Origin of the sequence: Pseudomonas antarctica, from assembly GCF_001647715.1 — a bacterium.
In the GTDB taxonomy this organism is placed as follows: domain Bacteria; phylum Pseudomonadota; class Gammaproteobacteria; order Pseudomonadales; family Pseudomonadaceae; genus Aquipseudomonas; species Aquipseudomonas antarctica_A.
On record NZ_CP015600.1, the window covers coordinates 3,212,329 to 3,233,508 of the forward strand.

The following is a 21,180-nucleotide window of genomic DNA, read 5'->3' on the forward strand; positions in this document are numbered from 1 at the left end:
TAAGGGGCATTCCTGACAACCAGCTGAATCTTCAGATTCACCTCAGGTCTGGCGGTTAAGGTGCTGCACGACACTCATCAGGAGAGGTAGCAGATGCGGGTTTTATTGGTTGAGGATGCCCCCGGGTTGGGGGAGGCAGTGCGCGAGCAGATCGCCGACGACGGCCATGCGGTTGATTGGGTGCAGCGCCTGAACCACGCGAGCAATAGCGTGCGCACCACGCCTTATGACTTGATCCTGCTGGACCTGATGTTGCCGGACGGTCGCGGGTTGGACTTTTTGCGCGAGCAGCGCTCAGCAGGCAACGTGACCCCGGTGATTATCCTCACCGCCCAGGACCAAATATCCGATCGCATTGCCGGCCTCAATGCCGGCGCTGACGACTACTTGGTCAAACCGTTCGACCTGTTTGAACTCTCGGCCCGGGTGGCAGCCGTGGCCCGACGTTACAGCGGTAACCCCAACCCGCAGATCAAACTCGGTGAACTGCAGATCGACATGAACGCTCGCACAGTCCAGCGCGCCGGTATCACCGTGGATTTGACCGCACGTGAGTGGGCGCTGTTCGAGGCATTCGTACAGCGCCCCAATGCGTTGCTGTCGAAGTCCCAGCTCGAAGAGCGCCTGTACGCTTTTGGCGCGGAGATCGAGAGCAACACCATTGAGGTCTATATCAGTCGCCTGCGTAAAAAACTGGGACGCGACCTGGTTGAGACCGTTCGTGGCATGGGTTATCGGTTGACGCCAGTATGAAGTCGCCGATAAGCCTGCAAAAACGCCTCGGCCTGGGATTGACCATGGGTATGACCTTGCTCTGGCTGGGAGCGACCGTCGGTGCCTGGTTGGTGGTGCAACATGAACTGAACGAGGCGTTCGACAGCGCCCTGGAAGAGACCGCGCAACGCATCCTGCCCTTGGCCGTGCTGGAGATCAGCAACCGCGAGGCGCCCCGCGAAGCACAACACGTGGCCACCCTGAAAATGCGCAAGGAATACCTGACCTATCTGGTGCGTGATGCACAGGGCCGGATTTTGATGCAATCCCACGATGCCAACCCGAAGATCTTCAACAAACATCCGGATGAAGGGTTTTCCACCACTGAAAAGTACCGGCTGTATGGGGCTAGCGCGCTACGCAAAACGCTGTTCATTGAGATTGCCGAACCGCTGGCGCATCGCCGTGAAGCGGCGCAGGAAGCCTTGTTTGCGTTGTTGCTGCCGTTGTTGGCGCTGATCCCTATCAGCCTGTTGGGCACCTGGTTATTTGTGCGCATCAGCTTGCGCAGCGTATTGGCTTATCGCCGCCCCCTGGAAACCCGGGGGGCAGGGGATTTGTCAGCGATCAACGTGGCAGGGCTGCCGGCAGAAATCGACCCGTTGGCCGACGCGGTCAACCACTTGCTTGAGCGCTTGCGCAAAACGCTGGAGGCCGAGCGCAGCTTTACTGCAAACAGCGCCCATGAACTGCGCACGCCGCTGGCCGCGACATTGGCGCAAATTCAGCGCTTGAGGCAAGAAGCACCAGAAGGCCCTTTACGCGTGCGCGCGGCAAAGATCGAAAACTCATTGCGCGACCTGGCGCGGCTCTCGGAAAAGCTCATGCAGCTGGCCAAAGCCGAGGGTGGTGGGCTGTTATCCGAGGCGCCCCAGGACCTGATCCCATTATTGGCCCACGGGGTGGACGAGTGGAATCGCAGCAGTGGGCAGCGAATTGAATTGCGGCTACCCACCCAGCGCAGCGTTTACTCAGCCATAGACCCTGATGCGTTTGGCATCCTGCTGCGCAACCTGATCGAAAATGCGTTGAAGTACGGTGCCGTGGACCAGCCGGTCGAAGTCAGCCTCACAGACCAGGCGCTGCTGCAGGTGATCAACGGCGGCCCGGCCGTGCCGGAGGAGGTGTTGCAGCGCCTGACCGAACGCTTTGTGCGGGGTAACAGCGAAGCCAGTGGTTCAGGGTTGGGCTTGGCGATTGCCAAAACGATTGCGCTAGGGGTCAAAGCAACGTTAACCCTGGCCTCGCCCGCAACAGGCCGGGAGGAAGGGTTTGAAGTCCGCGTCCAGTTTTTGTGCCTGCCAGGGTAAATGCGGATTGAGCCCTTAGCGTTTGAAAAGCGTTACGCATTGGGCTTGCAAGGTGTCTAGAGAGTCCGGGCGATTCACGCCTTCGGCTGACCAATGACAGTTTTAGCATCCTCAACATATGATCGAGATCAGATTGGGGTCAATCTGGGTCGCTATACTCACGACCGCTCAGCATCGACTTAAGGCCGCCCCCCATGGCTCATTCAACCAGTGACCAACTAGATGTAGTCATTATCGGCGGGGGGCAGTCAGCCTTAGCGGTAGCGTATTTCCTACGTCGAACCAAACTTTCATTCGTTATCCTTGATGCTGAGGAAGAACCCGGTGGTGCTTGGCGGCACGGCTGGAACTCGTTGCGTTTATTCTCCCCCTCCACCTGGAGTTCGATCCCTGGCTGGATGATGCCGCCCGAGCAAGAGGGCTATCCAACACGAAATCATGTGGTCGACTATCTCAACCAATATGAGCAGCGCTACCAATTTCCAGTTGAGCGTCCGGTTCGGGCCGTTTCTGTAGAGCGTATAGAGTCTGGCTTACGAGTGCGTTCTGACGACAAGCATTGGGATGCCAAGGTTGTAATCAGCGCTACCGGCACTTGGAGCAATCCGTATATCCCTCACTATCCTAATGCCGAGCTATTCAACGGTCGGCAGTTGCACTCCGCGCACTACGTTGAAGCGCAAGCGTTTGCTGGCAAGAAGGTTTTGGTGGTGGGTGGTGGTAATTCAGGAGCACAGATTTTGGCGGAAGTATCCAAGGTCGCTGAGACCACTTGGGTAACCTCTACCGAGCCAGTTTTTTTGCCAGATGAAGTGGATGGACGGGTGCTATTCGAGCGGGCTACTCAGCGCTTGAAAGCTCAACAGGAGGGGCGTGTCATTGATCAACCCGTCGGCGGGTTGGGAGACATCGTCATGGTGCCGCCGGTTGTAGAGGCCCGTGAACGTGAAGCTCTAAAATCTGTACGTCCATTTGAAAGTTTCACTCACGAAGGCGTTATTTGGGCCGATGGGTCTGAGTCTGCCGTGGATGTGGTGATCTGGTGTACCGGATTTAGACCAGCCCTTGAGCATCTGGATACGCTGGGAGTGATCAACACCGAAGGCCGTGTTCAGGTCGAAGGCACTCACTCTATCCAAGAACCAAGACTATGGCTGGTCGGCTATGGCGAGTGGACAGGTTCGGCTTCCGCCACACTGATCGGTGTTACACGCACAGCGCGCAGCACAGTCAATCAGATTGCAACCTTCATTGGCGATCCGTCCTTGGCCTAGTACGCCTGCGCTAGAGGAGTAGTGGACATGAACAAAATGATTGTGCACTGGCCTGAGAGGAATCCCCGCATGTTTTTAGCGGTAGCAGCGCTTGTCTGGTTCGGATTGTATGAAGCCCTGATTCCCGTATCAGAAGCTTTGGTCGCAGCGCTTCCTGTTGATCGTAATAGTCATCTTGGAGGCGCCTTACAATTTTTTCTCTACGACACGCCCAAAGTGTTACGGATATGTCTGAAGCGTGGTCTCTATCCGCTGAGCGATTTCCTCAACGCTTGGTGGAGTCTCTTCGAATGATATCGCCGTCGTTAAAACAATGGGAGCATAAATGCGCTGAATGGCTTGCGCATCAGCCACCAGCGCTGCACGAATTTTCAAAGCCATCTACGTCGTCCCTATTAAAACTTAGCAGTACCTTTTACCAGAACCTCTGTGCAGGAGATGCAACATGAGCATTGATTGGATCAACTTTACGCCTTGGACTTCCGCAGGCGGAGGGGCCTTGATAGGTCTGGCGGCTAGCTTGTTCGTTCTCGCAAATGGTCGCATCGCAGGCATCAGTGGTTTGATTGGAAGCGTGATGCAATTTGGCAGTGAAGGCTGGAGCGAGAAGGCGCTGTTTCTTCTTGGCCTAGTGATTGCTCCTTTGTTGTGGGGAGCCTTCACCTTATTACCGGAGATCGAGATCAAGGCTGAGTGGCCGGCTCTGATTATTGCGGGGCTGCTAGTAGGCGTGGGCACCCGTTACGGCTCCGGCTGTACAAGCGGTCATGGCGTTTGTGGGATCTCTCGACTGTCAGCCCGATCCATCACGGCAACGATGTGCTTTATGTTCGCCGGTTTTGCGACGGTGTACGTCATTCGTCATGTGGTGGGAGCATGAAGATGATCAAGCTGAGCGCATTTATTTCTGGACTGATCTTCGGCCTAGGGCTTCTCCTGGCAGGCATGGCGAATCCCGCCAAGGTATTGGCCTTTCTTGACGTGGTCGGGGCCTGGGATCCGTCACTCGCACTGGTGATGGGAGGGGCCATCGCAGTGGCGGTTATCCCTCTGAATTGGGCGCGCAAGAATAAGCAATCCTTGCTAGGTGTACCCATGCAGTTACCGATGAAACGAGAGTTGGATGCCCGCTTGATTGGCGGCAGCCTGGTGTTTGGTATTGGTTGGGGAATTGCGGGGATCTGCCCTGGGCCAGCGGTCGCTATTTTGCTTACGGGGAACGGGAAAGTCACCACGTTCGTATTGGCAATGTTGGCCGGTATGTACTTGTTCTCTTTATTAGAACGTCGGCGAACGATCTGATTAGGCGATAGCTATGAAAGCGGTCAGGACATATCCATCGGTTTAGTATTTGCACGCTACCTACTCTAAATTGCGCCAGAAAAATCTCATCGCCGGGTGCTGATTTTGATGCGTTCTCGCATCGGAAATTTAACTGCCCGCATTAAATTCTAGAGATCGTCGCTTGGAGCGGTGATATCCATCCTGCGTTTTATAAAGCTGGAAGTCCGGTACTCAGACAACCTGCGGAAATCTTGACTTACCGCAGAAAAAAACCAGGAAAACCGATTAAAGTTTGAATATGGGATGTTTCCGTTTTTGATGATCCGAGGAGCACGCTATGAGCTGGGAAAATACCGACAGCCGCTACAGCAGCTTGTCGATTGCGCTGCACTGGTTAATGCTCACGCTGCTTGCTGCTGTATATGCCTGCATCGAGTTTCGTGAAGTTTTCCCCAAAGGCAGTGGCAACCGTACATTGATTGTTGAGTGGCACTACATGCTCGGCCTGACCGTGTTCATCTTGGTGTGGCTGCGCTTGCTGGTGCGCACCTTCGGCGTGGCACCGAAAATCACCCCCGCGCCGCCGGCCTAGCAGGTGCTTATTTCACGGGTCATGCACTTGGCGCTGTACATGTTCATGATCGCCACACCGATCTTAGGTTGGTTGGTCGTGAGCGCTCAGGGACATTCGGTGATGTTCTATGGCATAGAACTAACGCCACTCGTGGGCGAAGATAAGGAGTATGCCGACCAGCTTAAGGAGTGGCATGAACTTATTGCCAGCACCGGATACTGGCTGATCGGCCTGCACGCCCTGGCCGGGCTGTTCCATCATTACTTCGTGCGGGATAACACCCTGCTGCGCATGTTACCCAAGCGTAGCGACTCAGACTAAAGCACAAAACTCCCGCAACTCTTCATGCCGCCGGCATGCACGAACACCAGTCGCGTGTCCGACTCGCCACTCGGGTCGTTCAGTCTGCGGCTGACTTCACCTGAGGCTTCTTGCTGCCAGTAAGCCACGCGATCATCAGCACCACCTTCCAAGACGACACCATAGAAGTCCTCCTGCGGGTATTGCAGCGACCTGGGATACTGAACCTGATGACACACATTGCCCCATGGGGCCCTCCCGATTTTTATCATGACACATCACTCATAGCGGCCATTCGGTGAATACTAAGTTACCTGATTCTGGTTCACAGACACCGCTCGAGGGTTTGCGCGAAGAAGAGGTGCAGCAGCGTCTTGCGCAGGAGGGGCCAAACGAACTTCCCGTATCCCGACCACGCAGCGCGCTGCGTCTAATATGCGAGGTTGCCTTCGAGCCGATGTTCCTATTGCTGGTCGCGTGCGGCGCTTTGTATATGGTGTTGGGCGATGTCCAGGAAGCACTGATGTTGCTAGGCTTCGTCTTCGTCGTGATGGCTATCAGCTTTGTCCAGCAGCGGCGCAGTGAACGCTCCCTGGATGCATTGCGCGATCTTTCCAGCCCAAAGGCTCAAGTGCTAAGGGAAGGGAGGGAGTGCAGCGTTCCTTCGCGGGATTTGGTAGTTGGTGATGTGGTAATGCTGGCTGAAGGTGATCGCGTACCGGCTGACCTGTTACTAACAACCTGCGCTAACCTTGCAATCGACGAGTCCTTGTTGACCGGAGAGTCTATGCCGGTAAGCAAGCGTGTCACACCGCAGTCTCATGCGCTTGGTGATCTAGCGCTTCAACCAACGGATACCGCCCTTGCGCAGGCATTTTCAGGCACATTGGTCACCAGCGGCACTGCCCGGGGACATGTGACAGCTACAGGCGAGCGCAGTGCGTTGGGCCGGATCGGCCAGTCACTCGCAGATATAGAAGTAGAACCTACTCCGACACAGCAGGAAACGCGCCGTGTGGTCAAGCGGATCGCTTTCATTGGCCTTGCGCTCGCGGCGGCGCTCGCCATCGCTTTCGGGCTGCTGCGCGGCGATTGGCTGCATGGGACACTTGCTGGTCTGACGCTCGCGATGGCTGTTCTTCCGGAAGAGTTGCCGGTGGTGCTGACGCTCTTTTTAGGCCTTGGTGCCTGGCGACTCGCACGTGAGAAGGTATTAGCGCGTAGCATCCCCGCCGTAGAGTTACTCGGTGCTACCACCGTCTTATGCGTCGACAAGACTGGCACACTAACGGCCAACAGAATGACGGTTAAGCGCCTTTGGTCAGAGGAAGCGGTGTATGAAGTCGCTGAGGGCGGCGCGAAGGTGGGCTCACCTTTGCAGGAAGAACTTCATGGTGTGCTTGAGTACGCTGTTCTAGCTAGCCACCGTCATGCGTTCGATCCGATGGAGTCAGCAATTGGCGAGGCCGGGCAGAGCCTGCTGGCACTCACCGAGCACCTTCATACTGACTGGACTCTGATCGATGACTATCCCCTGTCACCCGAGATGCTCGCAATGTCGCGAGTCTGGCAATCTCCTGATCGGCAAGAGCAACTCATTGCCGCGAAGGGGGCCCCAGAAGCCATCGTTGATTTGTGCCATCTGGATCCCGCTCGCAGCGCGCTCATTGCCGCTAAGGTGTCGGCGATGGCTGCTGACGGGCTTCGCGTTCTTGGCGTCGCACAGGCTACCTTCATAGCCAAGGTTCTGCCGGGTATACAACACGACTTTGACTTCAGGTTTCTTGGGTTGGTCGGCCTCGAAGACCCAGTGCGGCCAGATGTGCCGCAGGCTATTGCCGAATGCCGAGCAGCAGGCATCCGTGTGGTTATGATGACCGGCGACCACCCGGCTACAGCGATCTCGGTTGCAAGACAGGCGGGTCTAGGCGCCGATGCCCCTGTGATCACTGGAACCGAATTGTCCACCCTAAGCGATGCGGAGTTAGACGTACGGCTTGCTGGGACGCAAATTTTTTGCCGCGTTAAACCAGACCAAAAACTGCGCTTAGTGCGCGCTTTCCGTGCACATGGCGATGTAGTTGCCATGACCGGCGATGGTGTCAACGACGCCCCCGCACTGAAGGCAGCCGACATTGGTGTTGCAATGGGCGCTCGCGGTACCGAGGTAGCACGCGAGGCAGCCGCTCTAGTTTTGCTCAATGATGATTTCGCGTCGCTGGTCACCGCAGTGCGCTATGGCCGCCGTATCTTCGCCAATTTGCGCAAAGCGATTGTATTTGTGGTGGCCGTGCACGTACCAATAGTCGGCCTATCTATGCTTCCAGTGCTTTTCGGCTGGCCGATGGTGCTCATGCCGGTGCACATCCTATTCCTACAACTGATCATCGACCCTGCCTGCTCGGTCGTGTTCGAAGCCGAACCGCTAGAGCCAGATGCTATGAAGTCTCCTCCACGTCGGAGGGATCAACTGCTGTTCGACAGTGCGGTTATAACGCGCGGTATCTGCCAGGGTATTGGCTTACTGATACTTCTTCTGGCGACCTACGCGGGTATTAGGTTTTTTGCACCGGTAGAGTCTGGCCGAGATGACCTTGCGAGAACATTAACCTTCGTCGTACTTGTACTGTCCAATCTCGCCCTGATCCATACGAACAGGTCATGGGGTCGCACACGCTGGGTGGGGCATGGCGCGTTTGGTGTCCAGCTCATCTGGATCGCTTTCGCTACGTTCTCCATGTTGGCAATAGCGCTCTTTTTTCCGCCGGTCACCCGGTTGTTCTCATTCGTGACACCTGCGCCGGCGCTTATACTCTTCGCGGTTGGTATCGTCGCTCTCAGCTTGCTTTGGTTTGAGGTGGTGAAATGGGGGATAAGAATGAAGAACAAGCATAATGACTGACACGCCAAGACACGAACGACATCAACAACAGGGAGTTTCTTTTCGAGGTGCAAAAAAAAGCATCAGGGCTTAGGGAAGATTCAACGTATTGAGTTCGTCTTCTACGGCATTTGAAATATTTGACTCAATTCGTTTGAATGAGTCTGCAAGGCGCTCAGTGTATGCGCAGTTACTACATTTGCTGTTGGTAGAGTTTTTTCTTCTCTTTGAAACTGACTTGTGACGCTGGAAAACTGCTAACCCCTCAATTCCACAATTTGGACACTCTAAAACGATTTTCACCAATCAAACTCCCTTTTTCTCTGAGTGCGCAAAGCTAAGAGTAGCAGCGCGATCTTGTCAGTGGCCGGCAGAATTTTCATCGCTTTGATTGATCACGGAAGATCACGCACATTTGCCTCAAACTGCCCGAACACCGCGATTCTGATGAGCGAGATCCACGCAATGGGGTGTCGACGTTGAACAGGTCTTTGCTAATTAGGTTGGAAAACGACCATCGTAAGTGATCTGGCAATCAAGGTTCTCTGAAGAGGGCGTCAGTCAAAGAAGATCTACTCATCGTCGGCGTTCGCATATTCGACCTCATGCAACCCCGATACGGAAGAACGACACTCGACGTGAACTTGGTGCTCCACGCCGTCATCGATAAGCATGAGTGCGCCTCCTTCAACGTGCTTGTCATCCAGTGTTATTGAAGTGAGTCCGGTGATGCCTTGGGTTATTTTGAAATGGTATTGAGTCAAGCCGAATCGGTACGTCAGCGTGAAACCGGGCCAGTCCTGCGGGATCAATGGCTCTATTCTGAGCATGTTTCCATTGCGCTGCAGACCTAGCAGCGACTCCATACCGAGACGATACATCCAGCCGGCCGAGCCTGTGTACCACGTCCAACCACCGCGCCCGGCATGGGGTGCAAGACCATAAACATCAGCGGCCATTACATAAGGCTCGACTTTGTAGATGTCAATCCATGCACTGTTAAGAGGGGTCGCAGGGTTGATCAGGTTGATCAGCTCCCAAGCCTTCGCAGCATCGCCTAATTGAGCAAACGCCATGGCTGCCCACACTGCGGCGTGGGTGTACTGCCCACCGTTCTCTCGCACACCTGGCACGTAGCCCTTGATGTAACCGGGGTCTTGTACGCCTTTGTCGAACGGCGGGTCGAGTAACAGAATGGCCCGAACTTCAGGTTTCACCAGATACCGGTCAAGCGCCTGCATTGCCAAGCGCTGGCGCTTTAGAGAACCAACGCCGGACAGGACTGACCAGCTCTGGGCAATGGAGTCGATGCGGCAGTCGTCGTTGACCGATGAGCCCAGTGGCTGGCCGTCGTCAAACCATGCACGTCTGTACCAGGCACCGTCCCAGGCTGATTTTTCTAGGCTGTCGCTTAGCAGCTTGACGTGTTCGTCACAGCGTCGTGCGAACTCATCATCGCCGAACTGTTGGGCGACATTGGAGAAGCCTTTGAGTACATGACAAGAGAAAAATCCTAGCCAGACGCTTTCTCCCTGGCCCAAGTAACCAACGCGGTTCATGCCATCATTCCAGTCACCGCTGCCGATCAGCGGCAGTCCGTGCTCGCCACGACGCATGCTGTGTTCGATGGCCCGTACACAATGCCGATAGAGGGGCTCGCGCAAGTCCGAGATACCCGGCAGGTCGTAGTACGACTCTTCTCCACTGTCCAGTGCGCGCCCCGCCAGATAGCCGGCAGGCTCTGCGAGCACCGATAAATCATTGGTGACTTCTATATAGCGGTTCGTGGCCGCCACCAGCCACAAGAAATCGTCTGAGCACGACGTGCGCACGCCGCGATTAAGCGGCGGGTGCCACCAGTGTTGAACATCGCCTTCCTGAAATTGATGGTTTGCGCACAACAATAAATGAGCACGTACGGTTGCAGGGTCGGCATGAATCATTGCCATGCTGTCCTGGAGCTGATCGCGAAACCCGATGGCGCCCCCCGATTGGTAGTAGCCGCTTCGGGCCAGGAACCGGCAGGCGATGACCTGGTACATCAGCCAGCCGTTGAGCATGACATTCAAACCGGCTGACGGCGTTTTCACTTGGATCACCGAAAGCAACGAACGCCAGTGTTCTCGAACTTTCTGCAATTCCGTGGCTGCGACCTGCGCACCCCGGTAGTTTTGTACCAATTGGGTGGCTGCGAGGCCGGTTTTTTCAGCACCCATGCGCAGAATCACTTCCGTGCTTTCTCCTGATGCAAGTGCTACCGCTACCTGGATCGCCGCACAAGGGTCCATGCCACCGCCGAGGCGTCCGGACAGCCCTGCGTGCTGCATAGCGGCGGGAGATTGAAGCGTGCCACTGCGGCCGATGAACTCGCCGCGATCACCCGTGACAGTGTGATCAATACCGTCGGTATCGAAAAATGCCACACGCTCACCGAATTCGACCGAATAAGCATTACGGGCAAACAGTGCACCGCTGACCGGATCGGATTGGGTCGTGACGTGCATCGCTGACTTGCCGCGTAAATCGCCCAACACCCATTCGATGTATCCCGTCACGGTGAGTTTTCGACTGCGGCCGGACAGGTTGCGCAGAATCAGTCGTGAGAACTTGATCGGCGCATCCAGGGCTACGTAAACCCACAACTCGGTCTTTATGCCATCTCCTTCATGTTCGAAAACGCTGTAGCCAAAACCGTGGCGTGTCTCGTACTTACCTGTCGCAGGGCATGGCTTGGGCGTGGCCGACCAGAAATGTCCGGTCTCTTCATCGCGTACATAAATAACTTCGCCGCTAAGGTCGGTGACGGGGTCGTTGTGCCAAGGTGTGAGGCGGTATTCATGAGCGTTTTCCGCCCAACTGTAGGCACTCCCGGACTCAGACACCACGGTGCCCAGTTGTGCGTTCGCGATGACGTTTACCCAAGGCGCAGGTGTGGGCCCGGTTTCCGTCGTGTTAATCACATACTCGCAGCCATCCTCTGTGAAGCCGCCATAGTCGTTGCCCAGTAACAAAGGGCGAGTGTCTGGCGGCAACCTCGTTGCCGCTGGCGCGGGAAAGTATTGACGGGTTGCAACGAATGGCGCGTACACCGGGGCCACGCGCCGGCGGTTGACTTGCTCGGCGATAGAGCCTAACCCTTCACTGAGCACCAGCCATGCGACAGAAAGAAACAACGTACGATCTTCACTCGACATCTGCTGGGCAGTACGCGCGAATATCCCGCCGGGGCGATCCATCAATGTTGCTTCGCTGCCGGAGGTTACAAGCCCCATGATCGCGTCCTGCAATTGCTGGCGGTAACCGCTCTGGTCTTCATTCCAGATCAACAGGTCCACAACCAGGCCTTTTTGACGCCAATAAGCGTGGGCCTGAATCATCTTCTGGACCAATTCGAAGTTCTCCAGGCTTTTCACCTGCAAAAGCACGATAGGCAAGTCGCCGGAAATCGACTGCCCCCAAAGTCCCTGCTGGTTGCGCCGATTGCTCATCAATACTGTGCTGTCAGGGCGCATTGCGGCGTTGGCATAAAGCAGCGAAGAGGCCATTTGTTCAAACAGGCGAGCGTCGGAGTGTGAGGCGTTAAGCTGCCGCAACAGAACTTGACTGTGGGTCCAGGACAAATCGAAAACCCGATCAGCCAAGTGGCGGTCGCGGTATTTATTGATCAGCGAAATACAGCCGTCGCGGTTATCGGCCACGCCGGTCACCAGATCGATAGTAGCTTGCTGTCCTGCTTGCAGAGTGACGCGGCAGCGGATCGACACAATCGGATCAAGTACCGCGCCTTGGCTTCCCGATAATTGCTCACACCCTGGCGCTAAAGCGGCAGGTGCTCTGAGGCTGAGTCCTCGACCGACAAAACGGGCGCGATCGGTTTCATAGGAGATATTGTCGATATCCACCCCGTGGGCCGCCAGCAAGTGGCACATCCACGGCGTACTCTCAGTACTGGACCGAGGGCGACGACTGCAAACGATAGCTTGCAGCGGCAATAGCAATTCGGTCTGCACAAACAACTTGCTAAACGCGGGATGCATCGCGTCTGTGACGGGCGGGGCCAGCACGACTTCGGCGTAGGTTGTGATCTCGAACTTTCGGGCAGAGGCGCCGCGATTGGTGATGTGTAGCCGACGTAACTCAATGTTGTCTTCTGGCGAAACGACGATTTCCATATGGGAATCGTAATCCAGTTCTAGCGCGCGAAACTCTGCACGTGCATCGCTGAAAATGGCCTCTTGGCTTTCTGTTCGACGCAGTGTGGGTTGAAACGCAGCCGACCAGAATTCGCCTGTCGCGATGTCGCGCAAATAGCAAAAAGTACCCCAGTTATCTTGGGTCGTGTCCTCGTGCCAACGTGTCACCGCCATGTCATTTCGACGACTATAGCCACCGCCTGCACTGCTGAGCATCACGTGATAATTGCCGTTTGACAGCAGCTGAACAGCGGGGCGCTTGCTCCCAGGATGCGCAAATAACCGCAAGGGGGTGTCCTGGCTCTGGGCGATGTCATCAAAGGCGGGTGGTTGTGCGGTTTGTAGGTAAGGCTCTGCAGCTTTGGGCACACGCTCTTGCAGCAACAGCAGGGCGGATTGCAACGTAGGGTCTGATTCGAACCGCCGCTGCATTGGCTGATTGAGCAGCACACTGGTCAGCGCCAGCAAACTCATTCCTTGATGGTGGGCCATGAAAGATTGCACAAGGGCAAACCGCTGACCTCGTGGCAGTCGTGCTTCGGTGTAATCGACGGCCTCATAAAGCCCGTAACGACCGGCGGCGCCCTGATGAGCGAGACGCTGCAAGTTTTTGCAGGCGGCCTCAGCGTTGACCATCAGCGCCAGAGCACTGGCGTAAGGTGCGATCACTACGTCATCGCTCAGGCCGCGCTTGAGGCCAAGGGCCTGCACGCCAAACGCGCGATATTGGTAATTGAAGTGGGTATCGAAGGTGTAGTAACCCGACTCAGATACCCCCCAAGGAATGCCGAGGCTTTTGCCTTGTTCGATTTGTATGCTCACCGCGGCGCGGCAGGTCTGGTCGAGCAGGCTGCCCTCATAGTTGGGCATCACCAGCATCGGCATCAGGTATTCGAACATCGACCCTGACCAGGACATCAAGGTCGGCACGCCGGCATATTCCCCCAACAATCGCCCAAGCGTAAACCAGGCCCGCTGAGGAATTTGGCCTTGAGCGATCACAACGAAGTTGGTCAGGCGTACCTCGGAAGCCAACAGGTCGTAGTAGCCGGAGTCCAATCGCCGTTCTTCAGCGTTGTAACCGATGAAGAACAAATCACGTTTGCTGTCGTAGAGGAACGCAAAATTCATCTGGGCGAGGCTGCCGGTCAACTTGATCAGCCGGACTAGGACGTTTATGGTCTCGGACGCAGCATTACGCACCGCAGCAATACGAACATGGTGTTCGATGGGCCAGTCATCATTGTTGAGCTGTGCCAGCTCCCGCAACGTTTGACGCCGCGGTTCATGGCCGATCAGAGGGGCGGGAAGTTGATAGCGATCAAGCGCCGCGATCCAGTCGTCGCATTGAGCAGTGAACGCCTGCTGCCAGTAGGTGATATCACCCTCGGTACTTGCCGGTGTTGCCGCGACTATGCTTCGCGCGTTCTGTAACAGGGTCAGCAAGGCAGGGGCGTCGGGTGTTTTGGCTACTTGCTTGAATACCGCGTGCAACGGCTTGATCAGGTCGCTGGCTGCTGGTATTTCACCTAGTGTGTTCAAGGTATCGCGCAGGCCGTTGACAACTGAAAGGTCGAAGAGTGGTTTGTTCGGTACTTGCACCAAGCCTGCCCGTAAGGTCAGCAACAACCCAGCCAAGTTGCCACTGTCTACCGTCGAGATATAGTGCGGCCTCATTGGCAGCAGGGTCTGCGTGTCATACCAGTTGTAGAAGTGCTGCTGGTAACGTTCCAGTGCATTCATGCTGTCCAGTGAGGCGGATAGGCGCCGCAACAGGCGTTCTGTGCTCAAGTAACCAAAGTCGTGGGCTGCCAAGTGGGCGAGCAAGGCCATGCCCATATTCGTGGGGGAGGTTCGGTGGGCAACCGCTGGTTTAGGTTCTTCTTGAACATTGTCCGGGGGTAGCCAATTGTCCTGCGGCCCTACAAACTCATCAAAAAACGCCCATGTTCGACGCGCCAGCACACGCAAAAACCGCGACGTTTCAGGCGTAGGTTCAAAGGCTTCACGCTGTGGCTTGGCACTTAGTCGCCATGCGATCCATGGACCAATCAGCCACGCCAGCAGGAGCGGGGAAGCAATCGCTAGCTTGACTGGGTCAGTCCATAAACCGGCGACTGCGGCCAACGCGAACAGGGGACCAAACCACATCTCGCGGTACAGCCCGCAAAGCCGATTCGCCGTTCTGCGCTCAACTTCTCGTGACGGTTGCCATTGCAACAGCAGCCGTCTGCTGAAAAGCATGCGCCACAGCGAGCGCGCAATGGCGCCTGCGCTGTAGTACATCTCGAACGGCAGCCAACCGATGGAGGCACAGACTTGCGCGAGGTCTTGCGCCAGCCCATCGCCGAGGGCTTTCAGGTATTGCCTGTAAGGCACGTTCAGCGGAGGTTGCAGTACATCGGTGAGGGTTCTGAGCAGTGTCTGGATGACCAACAAACCGACCACCGTCAGCGTCCAAGCCAGGGGCTCACTGCTGGCAAACCAACCCCAGGCCAGCATTGACATCAACGCCAATGGTTCCAGGCTGCGACGCAGATTGTCGAGGATCTTCCAGCGCGCCATGACGCCCAGGCGATTGTTTGCCCATTCACCTTTTGCGTTACGTGCCCAAGGGAGAAGCCATGGGAGCAACTGCCAGTCACCGCGTATCCAGCGATGCCTACGTTTGACGTCGGCACTGTAATGAGAAGGGTACTGCTCATAAAGCTGCACATCGCTAAGCAAGCCTGAGCGTGCGTAACAGCCTTCGATCAAGTCGTGGCTGAGTATCTGGTTGTCCGGCAGACAGCCCTGTAGAGCGCATGTGAACGCGTCCACATCATAGATGCCCTTGCCTATGAAGGAGCCCTGGTGAAACAGGTCCTGGTAGATGTCCGATACCGCACGTGTATAAGGGTCGACCCCACCATCAGTACCAAACAGGCGGGAATAGAGCGTGCGCGGTGTGCTTGCCAGGCTGATGCCTACGCGCGGCTGCAATAGGGCGTAACCAGAGATGACATTTTCCTTGCAAGCATCAAACAAGGGGCGGCTTAACGGGTGCATCATTGCCGCCACGCATTGGCGGGCGACATCCTGTGGCAACAATGTGTCGGTATCGAGGGTTAGTACGTAACGCACCGACAGCAGGGGCCGTATGTCACCGACAATCGTCGTGAAGCATGCTTTACCAGTTCCGCGTATCAGCGCATTCAAATCGTTCAGCTTGCCACGTTTGCGTTCATGGCCCATCCACATCTGTTGACCGGGGTTCCAGCAACGCGGTCGATGAAACAGGAAAAAACGGTCGAGCACACTGTCACCGTACTTGACGTTGAGCTCAGTGATAGCCTGCGAGGCGAGTGTCAGCAGTTCTGCGTCCTGAGCCTCTACTTCTTGCGGCGCATCAAGAAAATCGGTGAGCAGGGCAAAAAACAGGTTGTCGTCTCGATTCGCCAAGTACCGAACCTCCAGGCCCTCCACCAGATCCTCGACATCGGCTCTCGTGGCGATGAGTGTCGGTATGGCAACCAGTGTGCGAGCTTCATCGGGAATACCGTGTGCGTAGTCCATCTTGGGCAAAATCGTGGGCATCAGGCTGAACGTCACCAACCAGTTGATCAGGCTGATTGCAAGGCGGCTGGTCATGATCAGGCACGGCACCGCAAGCAACGCCAACGCCCAGTCGGGCAAGCCGTCGCGACTGGCAGAGGCTAGCAACGGCAAGGCAAAGATCAGCGTGAGAATGCCGACCGGTGTCAGGTAGAACATCAATGGAGAGAACTGCAAAAGGCGTTTCCAGCGCTCAGCCAGTGGCACTTTTGCGGCGAGCTTTTGTTCAAGCACTCCCACGCCAGCGCCGATCAGGTAATAGCCGATGTGGCTATGCAGCGCGCTGTCCAGCGCTGCTGCGTGTGGCTGTCCAGATATGTCCACGACCGTTTGAGCGACCTGTATCTCTGAGTGCCGGCTGCGCCTGGCGAGCCGTTCGACAATGTGGCGATAGTTGTCACGGGTGGCAAAGTCCATGCACGAGTAAACGCCGGCAGGGTCCTGATTTAGGATCTCTTCCACGTGGCTCATCGATTCGACGAAATCGCGCCAATTGGTCGCCGTCAGCAAGCGCAGGCTGGCGATGCTGTTGCTGATAGACACTTGATCGGCAGACTGCTGCTGCGCGTCGAGTTGCACCTGACGTTCGGTATTGGAGCCGGTTTCACCGAGTATTTGCTCGATCCAGTTCAGAGGCAGTGCCAACGCGGCACTTTGGCCCTGCAAACGTCGGGCAAACTCGGCGACGAAAGCCGCGCTCAAGTGCGGCGCCGAATGCGCCATGTCGGCGACGGTCAGCACCACACTTTTCACATCGCGCTCGGAGATCTCGATCAACTGCTCGGCCCAGTGGTCAGCCACGTTTCGGTCGTCCCAATTGGACATGACCCGTGACGCCACCCGGCGCAGGTTTTCGATCAAGGCAAGGCGCACCATGATCGGGATTGCCCACAGCTCGCCCAGCGCCAGTGGCATGACGGTTTGATAGGCCACGATGAAGCGCCTGAGGCTGACCTCGTCGAATCGACCATCGCCATGGGAGATCGTCTCTAACGCAATGTCATAGACCCTGGGAAGGCCCGCAGAGGGGCCGTTGGTCAAGCGTGGTAATTCGCGGCTGTAGCCTTTGGGCAGGTGTTTTCTAGCGGTACGGATGTGATCGTCAATGAGGAAGTAGTTGTCCAGCAGCCATTCGGCGGCCGGGGTGACGCGGCGGTCGGACAACTGTGCCTGGGTCAGCGCATTGCAGCTTCTGCTGAGCAAGCTCTCATTGTCGTCCAGCCTGCCCAGCAACGCATCGTGTGACGACAAAGCACTGAGCTGGTGCTGTTTGGCCAGGGCGATTCCGTGGCTGGCCATCTGGTCTGCGTTGAACAGTTCGGACCGTAGAATCGGCTCGTAGGCAAACTTGAGGTGGGGGAACTTACCGCTTCGGGAAAAGGCAACCCATCGAGAAAGGAACAACTTGGTGCGTATCCATTTGCTTGTCATATTTCCTCTGTTCGCTCGCACGCCATCCAGCGGCTAGGGTGGGGCCGGACACTGGTATGTGCCTCGGTGAGCACAGCTATTTGAGCAATAGCAGTGTGCAGACAGGACGCCAATGGGGTCTGTTCGCTGGCGAACATAGCGAAGGCCCTCGTTTGCCCCTGGTACTCCAAGCGCTATGACAACGGCAGGCGGACGGTGAAACAGCTACCTGTTCCCAATCCCTTGCTATGCGCAACAACGCTACCTCCATGGGCCTCGACCAATTCACGCACTACCGTCAAGCCAACCCCCAGGCCTTTTTGATTAACGCACACAGTGTGTTCGTCCTGAATAAACGGTTCGAATATGACCGGCAGGGCGTTCGCCGATATACCAATGCCGGTGTCTGAGACGTCAACCTGCGCCCATCTACCCGCGACCCGAAGCGATAGCTGGATGACGCCATTCGTGGGGGTGAATTTTGAAGCGTTGCTCAGTAAGTTGGAGAACACTTGGGTGAGCCGTAGATGATCGCCGTCAACCCTGGCCGTTGTCGGTGCAACCTTGAGTTCAAGCGTCTGGGACCTGGCATTCATCGCCGGGGTGCAAATATCGACGGCTTGTTGAATCACTGCCGCGAGATCGAGGGCTTTACGCGTCAGGTGGAGCTTGCCCGTACCGATTCGAGTGACATCGACCAGATCGTCTACCAGACGTGTCAGGTGTTCGATCTGTTTGTGGATAATCGCATGGAGCCTCGGTACGTCTCTTTGATCGCCACGTTCAAGCATTTCAGCGCTCAGGCTAAGTGGCGCCAAAGGAGTGCGAAGTTCATGAGCCACCATGGCTAGAATGAACTTCTCATGTTCCAGCGTGGCTTCGGCCAGTGTTTGCAAGTGTTGTGCTTTGAGTGCAGCGGTAACAAGTGCACCGTTGGCTTCGCGCATGTGCAACATGCGTTGTCTCAAACCGCGAGGGGGAGAGGAGGCGGCAGGTTTGTCCCTTTTAACGCGGTACATCGCGGCATCGGCACTATCAATCAGCGACTGTGAGTCTGTACCGTCGGCTGGGTAAAGGCTAATGCCTATACTGATGCTGATACGTAACTGTTGCTCACCGATGGCCTTGGGAGCGTTCAAAGTCGAGATGATCTTATCCGCCACCCTCAGGGCATCATCGCGAGAGGTGCAATGCGGGAGCATTATGACAAACTCATCGCCGCCATAACGAGCGACCGTGTCACCATCTTCAACGCACTGAGTCAGGCAGCCCGCCGTTTTGATTAGCAGTACGTCACCTATGTGATGGCCCAAAGTGTCGTTGATCAACTTTAAGTCGTTCAAATCCAAAAACAGTAAAGCGAAGCTGTGACCGCGAAGTTGAGCATCTTCAATAGCATGCTGAAGACGCGCCCGCAGTTCCCGACGATTAGGTAGGTTGGTCAGCTCATCTATGTTGGCGGCGCGGACGATCTCGTTCAGGGTATATTCGGCCGCTTGCACCTCGCTTTGAATCCGCAGCATACCCAGCACTAACTGCTCATTCGCTGCTATCAACTGTTGGGCGTCACGGGTATGCTTCATGGCATATCTCAACAAGATTTAGTGGAAAGAACCTGATCAATGACCCTTTTGTGTCGGCGGCGACATCAGTGAAGGTCGCCCACCCAGCAGTCCTTCGTGACTCTTCAAAGGGTGACCAACCACCATCCCCTCATCACTGATCTCGTAAAGTCGTAACTCATCGGAGTGAGCGCTGGCGCGCACTTTGACGACGGCCATGACTCGCATTAAACGACTGTCAATTTCGATATAACGCTGAACGATGATGGCATCCGTCATAAAGGCGGTGCCGTATGGGCTGAATCGCAGGTCGGTATAGCGGTCTTCAAGCTCACACGTCATCAGTACGCTGACGCCTGCCTGGCTCAAGGCACTCACCAGGCACGAAAGCGATTCACGAAAATCGGCTCGAAACGTCGGTGCCAGGGCAAGTTCAAAACCGGAGAGCGAGTCGATGACAACGCGTGTGGCGCCAAGCCGCTCTATTTCACCGAGCAGCCGATGCACAATCTCATCTATGGACAGGTCAGACGCGTGGCTATCCACTACACCCACCCGGTCGCTTTCGATGAGCGTCAAGAGTTCAGGACTCTGCAAGCGGTTGGGACTTTGCTCGAAGACCGCAATGACGCCTTTCTCGCCCTGCTGTGCACCGCTGGCGAGGAAGCTCGCGGCCAAAATGGTTTTGCCAGAGCCGGAAGGTCCGGCGACCAATAGTGAGTAGCCCTGCGGCAGACCACCGCCCAGCATTTCATCCAGACCTGCGATACCTGTACCCAGGCGTGCGCGCGATGCAGGTTGGGCCGCTTTCGGCTTAACCGCGTTTTGCACGGGGGCGAAAACCTCTAAGCCCGTTTGATTGATCCGAAAAGTATGCAGCCCCGGCAAGCTTGGTTGCCCGCGCATTTTCATGATCTGCATTTGTCGAACCATAGAGTTGCGCTGCACACTCTGACCCATCCAAATCAGTCCATCTGCGACGGTAAAGATGGGATTACTTTCTGTTTGCGAAAAGTATTCGCCAATCAGAAAGGTCGTTGCCTGCCAACTGGTCATCATCAACCCGAGCTGTTGAACAAATTGCGGGAGATTATTATTGGGATTGGCCTGAGTCTGGCTTGCCAGTACAACCGAGCGGAACGAATCCACAAAGATCAACCCCGGGCTATAGGTTTCGACTTCGCCGACGATGCGCCTGAGGACTTCGCCAAGGTCACCGGCGAGCGTGTCCATAGAGAGGTTGATATAGCGAACCGAGTGATTGATCGCATGTGTTTGGAAGAATTGAAATTGCTGCTGGTAACGCAACATTTTCAGAGGCGGTTCGCCCAGGACTGTAAAGTAAAGGGCAGGGCGCTCCGCCGTGGCCAATGCAAACATCATTTGATGGGCTAACGTCGTCTTGCCGCTGCCTGGAGGCCCGGCAATGAGATTGAACGAGAATTCCGGCAGCCCGCCACCCAGCACTTCGTTGAACCCAGGCACGCCGGTAGATAGGCGTTTAATGTGAACGTTGGTACTCATGTGTCGTCGCCCTGTTGATCGTTGCGGGCCCTGGCACGGGCAGTGCAATCGCCCACCAGTTGCTCTGTGAGCGGGGGACCGATCAGAGAAGCCAACAACGTATAGAAAGTGTTGATCAGCACATCACCGAGTTGAAGCTCATCGGCGCTGCTTAGCTGGGCCAACATGACGCTTACAGACGAAGGGGTCATGGAGACATCTTCGTTCTTGTAAATCGATTCGAAACAGGGGTGCCTAGCCGCGCATAGATGCAGGCAGCGCCGGTAAAGTGCAGTGACTGCCACCGGTCCAAGAATCGGTGTGAGCACTGCACGTATTTCTTCCAGCGTCAGCGCTAACGCGTCCGTCAGTTGGCCAGCGTTTTCTCGACCCTTTCTAACTGACTTGAGCATAGGTGCGCGGCGCCTTGGTTCATCACTTGACATGAGCTTGTTCACTCATCTGCACCAAACGGGTTAGTAAAAGGCCAGTGTATTTGCAGGCAAAAACCCCGCAGCCCG

11 protein-coding genes and 2 pseudogenes are annotated in these 21,180 nt (G+C 56.0%); 8 read left to right on the forward strand and 5 right to left on the reverse strand.

The genetic code is table 11. The features are described 5' to 3' along the window. Positions 1-93: 93 nt before the first annotated feature. The 4 genes from A7J50_RS14520 (at position 94) to A7J50_RS14535 (ending at position 3,652) form a co-directional block, all read left to right on the forward strand. The gene (locus A7J50_RS14520) at positions 94-753 is read left to right on the forward strand and encodes a response regulator transcription factor (RefSeq protein ID WP_053256075.1); all 660 of its coding nucleotides are present in this window, start codon (positions 94-96) and stop codon (positions 751-753) included. Continuing rightward, positions 750-2,084: an ATP-binding protein gene (locus tag A7J50_RS14525; protein ID WP_064452431.1), complete on the forward strand. Its 1,335-nt coding sequence runs from the start codon at positions 750-752 to the stop codon at positions 2,082-2,084. Before A7J50_RS14520 ends, A7J50_RS14525 begins: the two co-directional genes overlap by 4 nt. Before the next feature lie 194 nt (positions 2,085-2,278). Further along, positions 2,279-3,358 (forward strand): ArsO family NAD(P)H-dependent flavin-containing monooxygenase, encoded by a 1,080-nt coding sequence (locus tag A7J50_RS14530; RefSeq protein ID WP_064452432.1) that lies wholly within the window; start codon positions 2,279-2,281, stop codon positions 3,356-3,358. A 27-nt stretch (positions 3,359-3,385) separates the two neighbouring features. Next, entirely contained in the window at positions 3,386-3,652 is a 267-nt protein-coding gene (locus A7J50_RS14535; RefSeq protein WP_064452433.1) for a hypothetical protein, read from the forward strand. On the opposite strand, the pseudogene A7J50_RS31635 reads toward A7J50_RS14535, so the two are convergent. Beyond that, a pseudogene (locus A7J50_RS31635) lies at positions 3,581-3,739 on the reverse strand (GNAT family N-acetyltransferase); the annotation flags it as partial. The gene A7J50_RS14535 and the pseudogene A7J50_RS31635 overlap by 72 nt on opposite strands. A gap of 64 nt (positions 3,740-3,803) precedes the next feature. Here A7J50_RS31635 and A7J50_RS14540 point away from each other — a divergent pair. The 4 genes and pseudogenes from A7J50_RS14540 (at position 3,804) to A7J50_RS14560 (ending at position 8,418) form a co-directional block, all read left to right on the forward strand. Beyond that, a complete protein-coding gene (locus A7J50_RS14540) occupies positions 3,804-4,238 on the forward strand; it encodes a YeeE/YedE family protein (RefSeq protein WP_064452434.1) in 435 nt (144 codons plus the stop codon). A gap of 2 nt (positions 4,239-4,240) precedes the next feature. After that, positions 4,241-4,660: a DUF6691 family protein gene (locus A7J50_RS14545; RefSeq protein ID WP_064454938.1), complete on the forward strand. Its 420-nt coding sequence runs from the start codon at positions 4,241-4,243 to the stop codon at positions 4,658-4,660. Between the two features lie 319 nt (positions 4,661-4,979). Continuing rightward, a pseudogene (locus A7J50_RS14550) lies at positions 4,980-5,537 on the forward strand (cytochrome b). Positions 5,538-5,814: 277 nt separating this feature from the next. Then, complete coding sequence (locus A7J50_RS14560; RefSeq protein ID WP_082895888.1) at positions 5,815-8,418, forward strand: cation-translocating P-type ATPase; 2,604 nt, start codon at positions 5,815-5,817, stop codon at positions 8,416-8,418. A 551-nt stretch (positions 8,419-8,969) separates the two neighbouring features. Here A7J50_RS14560 and A7J50_RS14565 read toward each other — a convergent pair. The 4 genes from A7J50_RS14565 to A7J50_RS14580 form a co-directional block, all read right to left on the reverse strand. After that, positions 8,970-17,615, reverse strand: coding sequence for a glycoside hydrolase family 94 protein (locus tag A7J50_RS14565; protein WP_064452437.1), 8,646 nt, complete (start codon positions 17,613-17,615; stop codon positions 8,970-8,972). Positions 17,616-17,788: 173 nt separating this feature from the next. Further along, the gene (locus A7J50_RS14570; RefSeq protein WP_064452438.1) at positions 17,789-19,177 is read right to left on the reverse strand and encodes a diguanylate cyclase domain-containing protein; all 1,389 of its coding nucleotides are present in this window, start codon (positions 19,175-19,177) and stop codon (positions 17,789-17,791) included. 36 nt (positions 19,178-19,213) lie between these two features. After that, positions 19,214-20,680, reverse strand: coding sequence for an ATPase domain-containing protein (locus A7J50_RS14575; RefSeq protein ID WP_064452439.1), 1,467 nt, complete (start codon positions 20,678-20,680; stop codon positions 19,214-19,216). Further along, entirely contained in the window at positions 20,677-21,072 is a 396-nt protein-coding gene (locus tag A7J50_RS14580; protein WP_082895889.1) for a hypothetical protein, read from the reverse strand. Before A7J50_RS14580 ends, A7J50_RS14575 begins: the two co-directional genes overlap by 4 nt. Positions 21,073-21,180 lie beyond the last annotated feature (108 nt).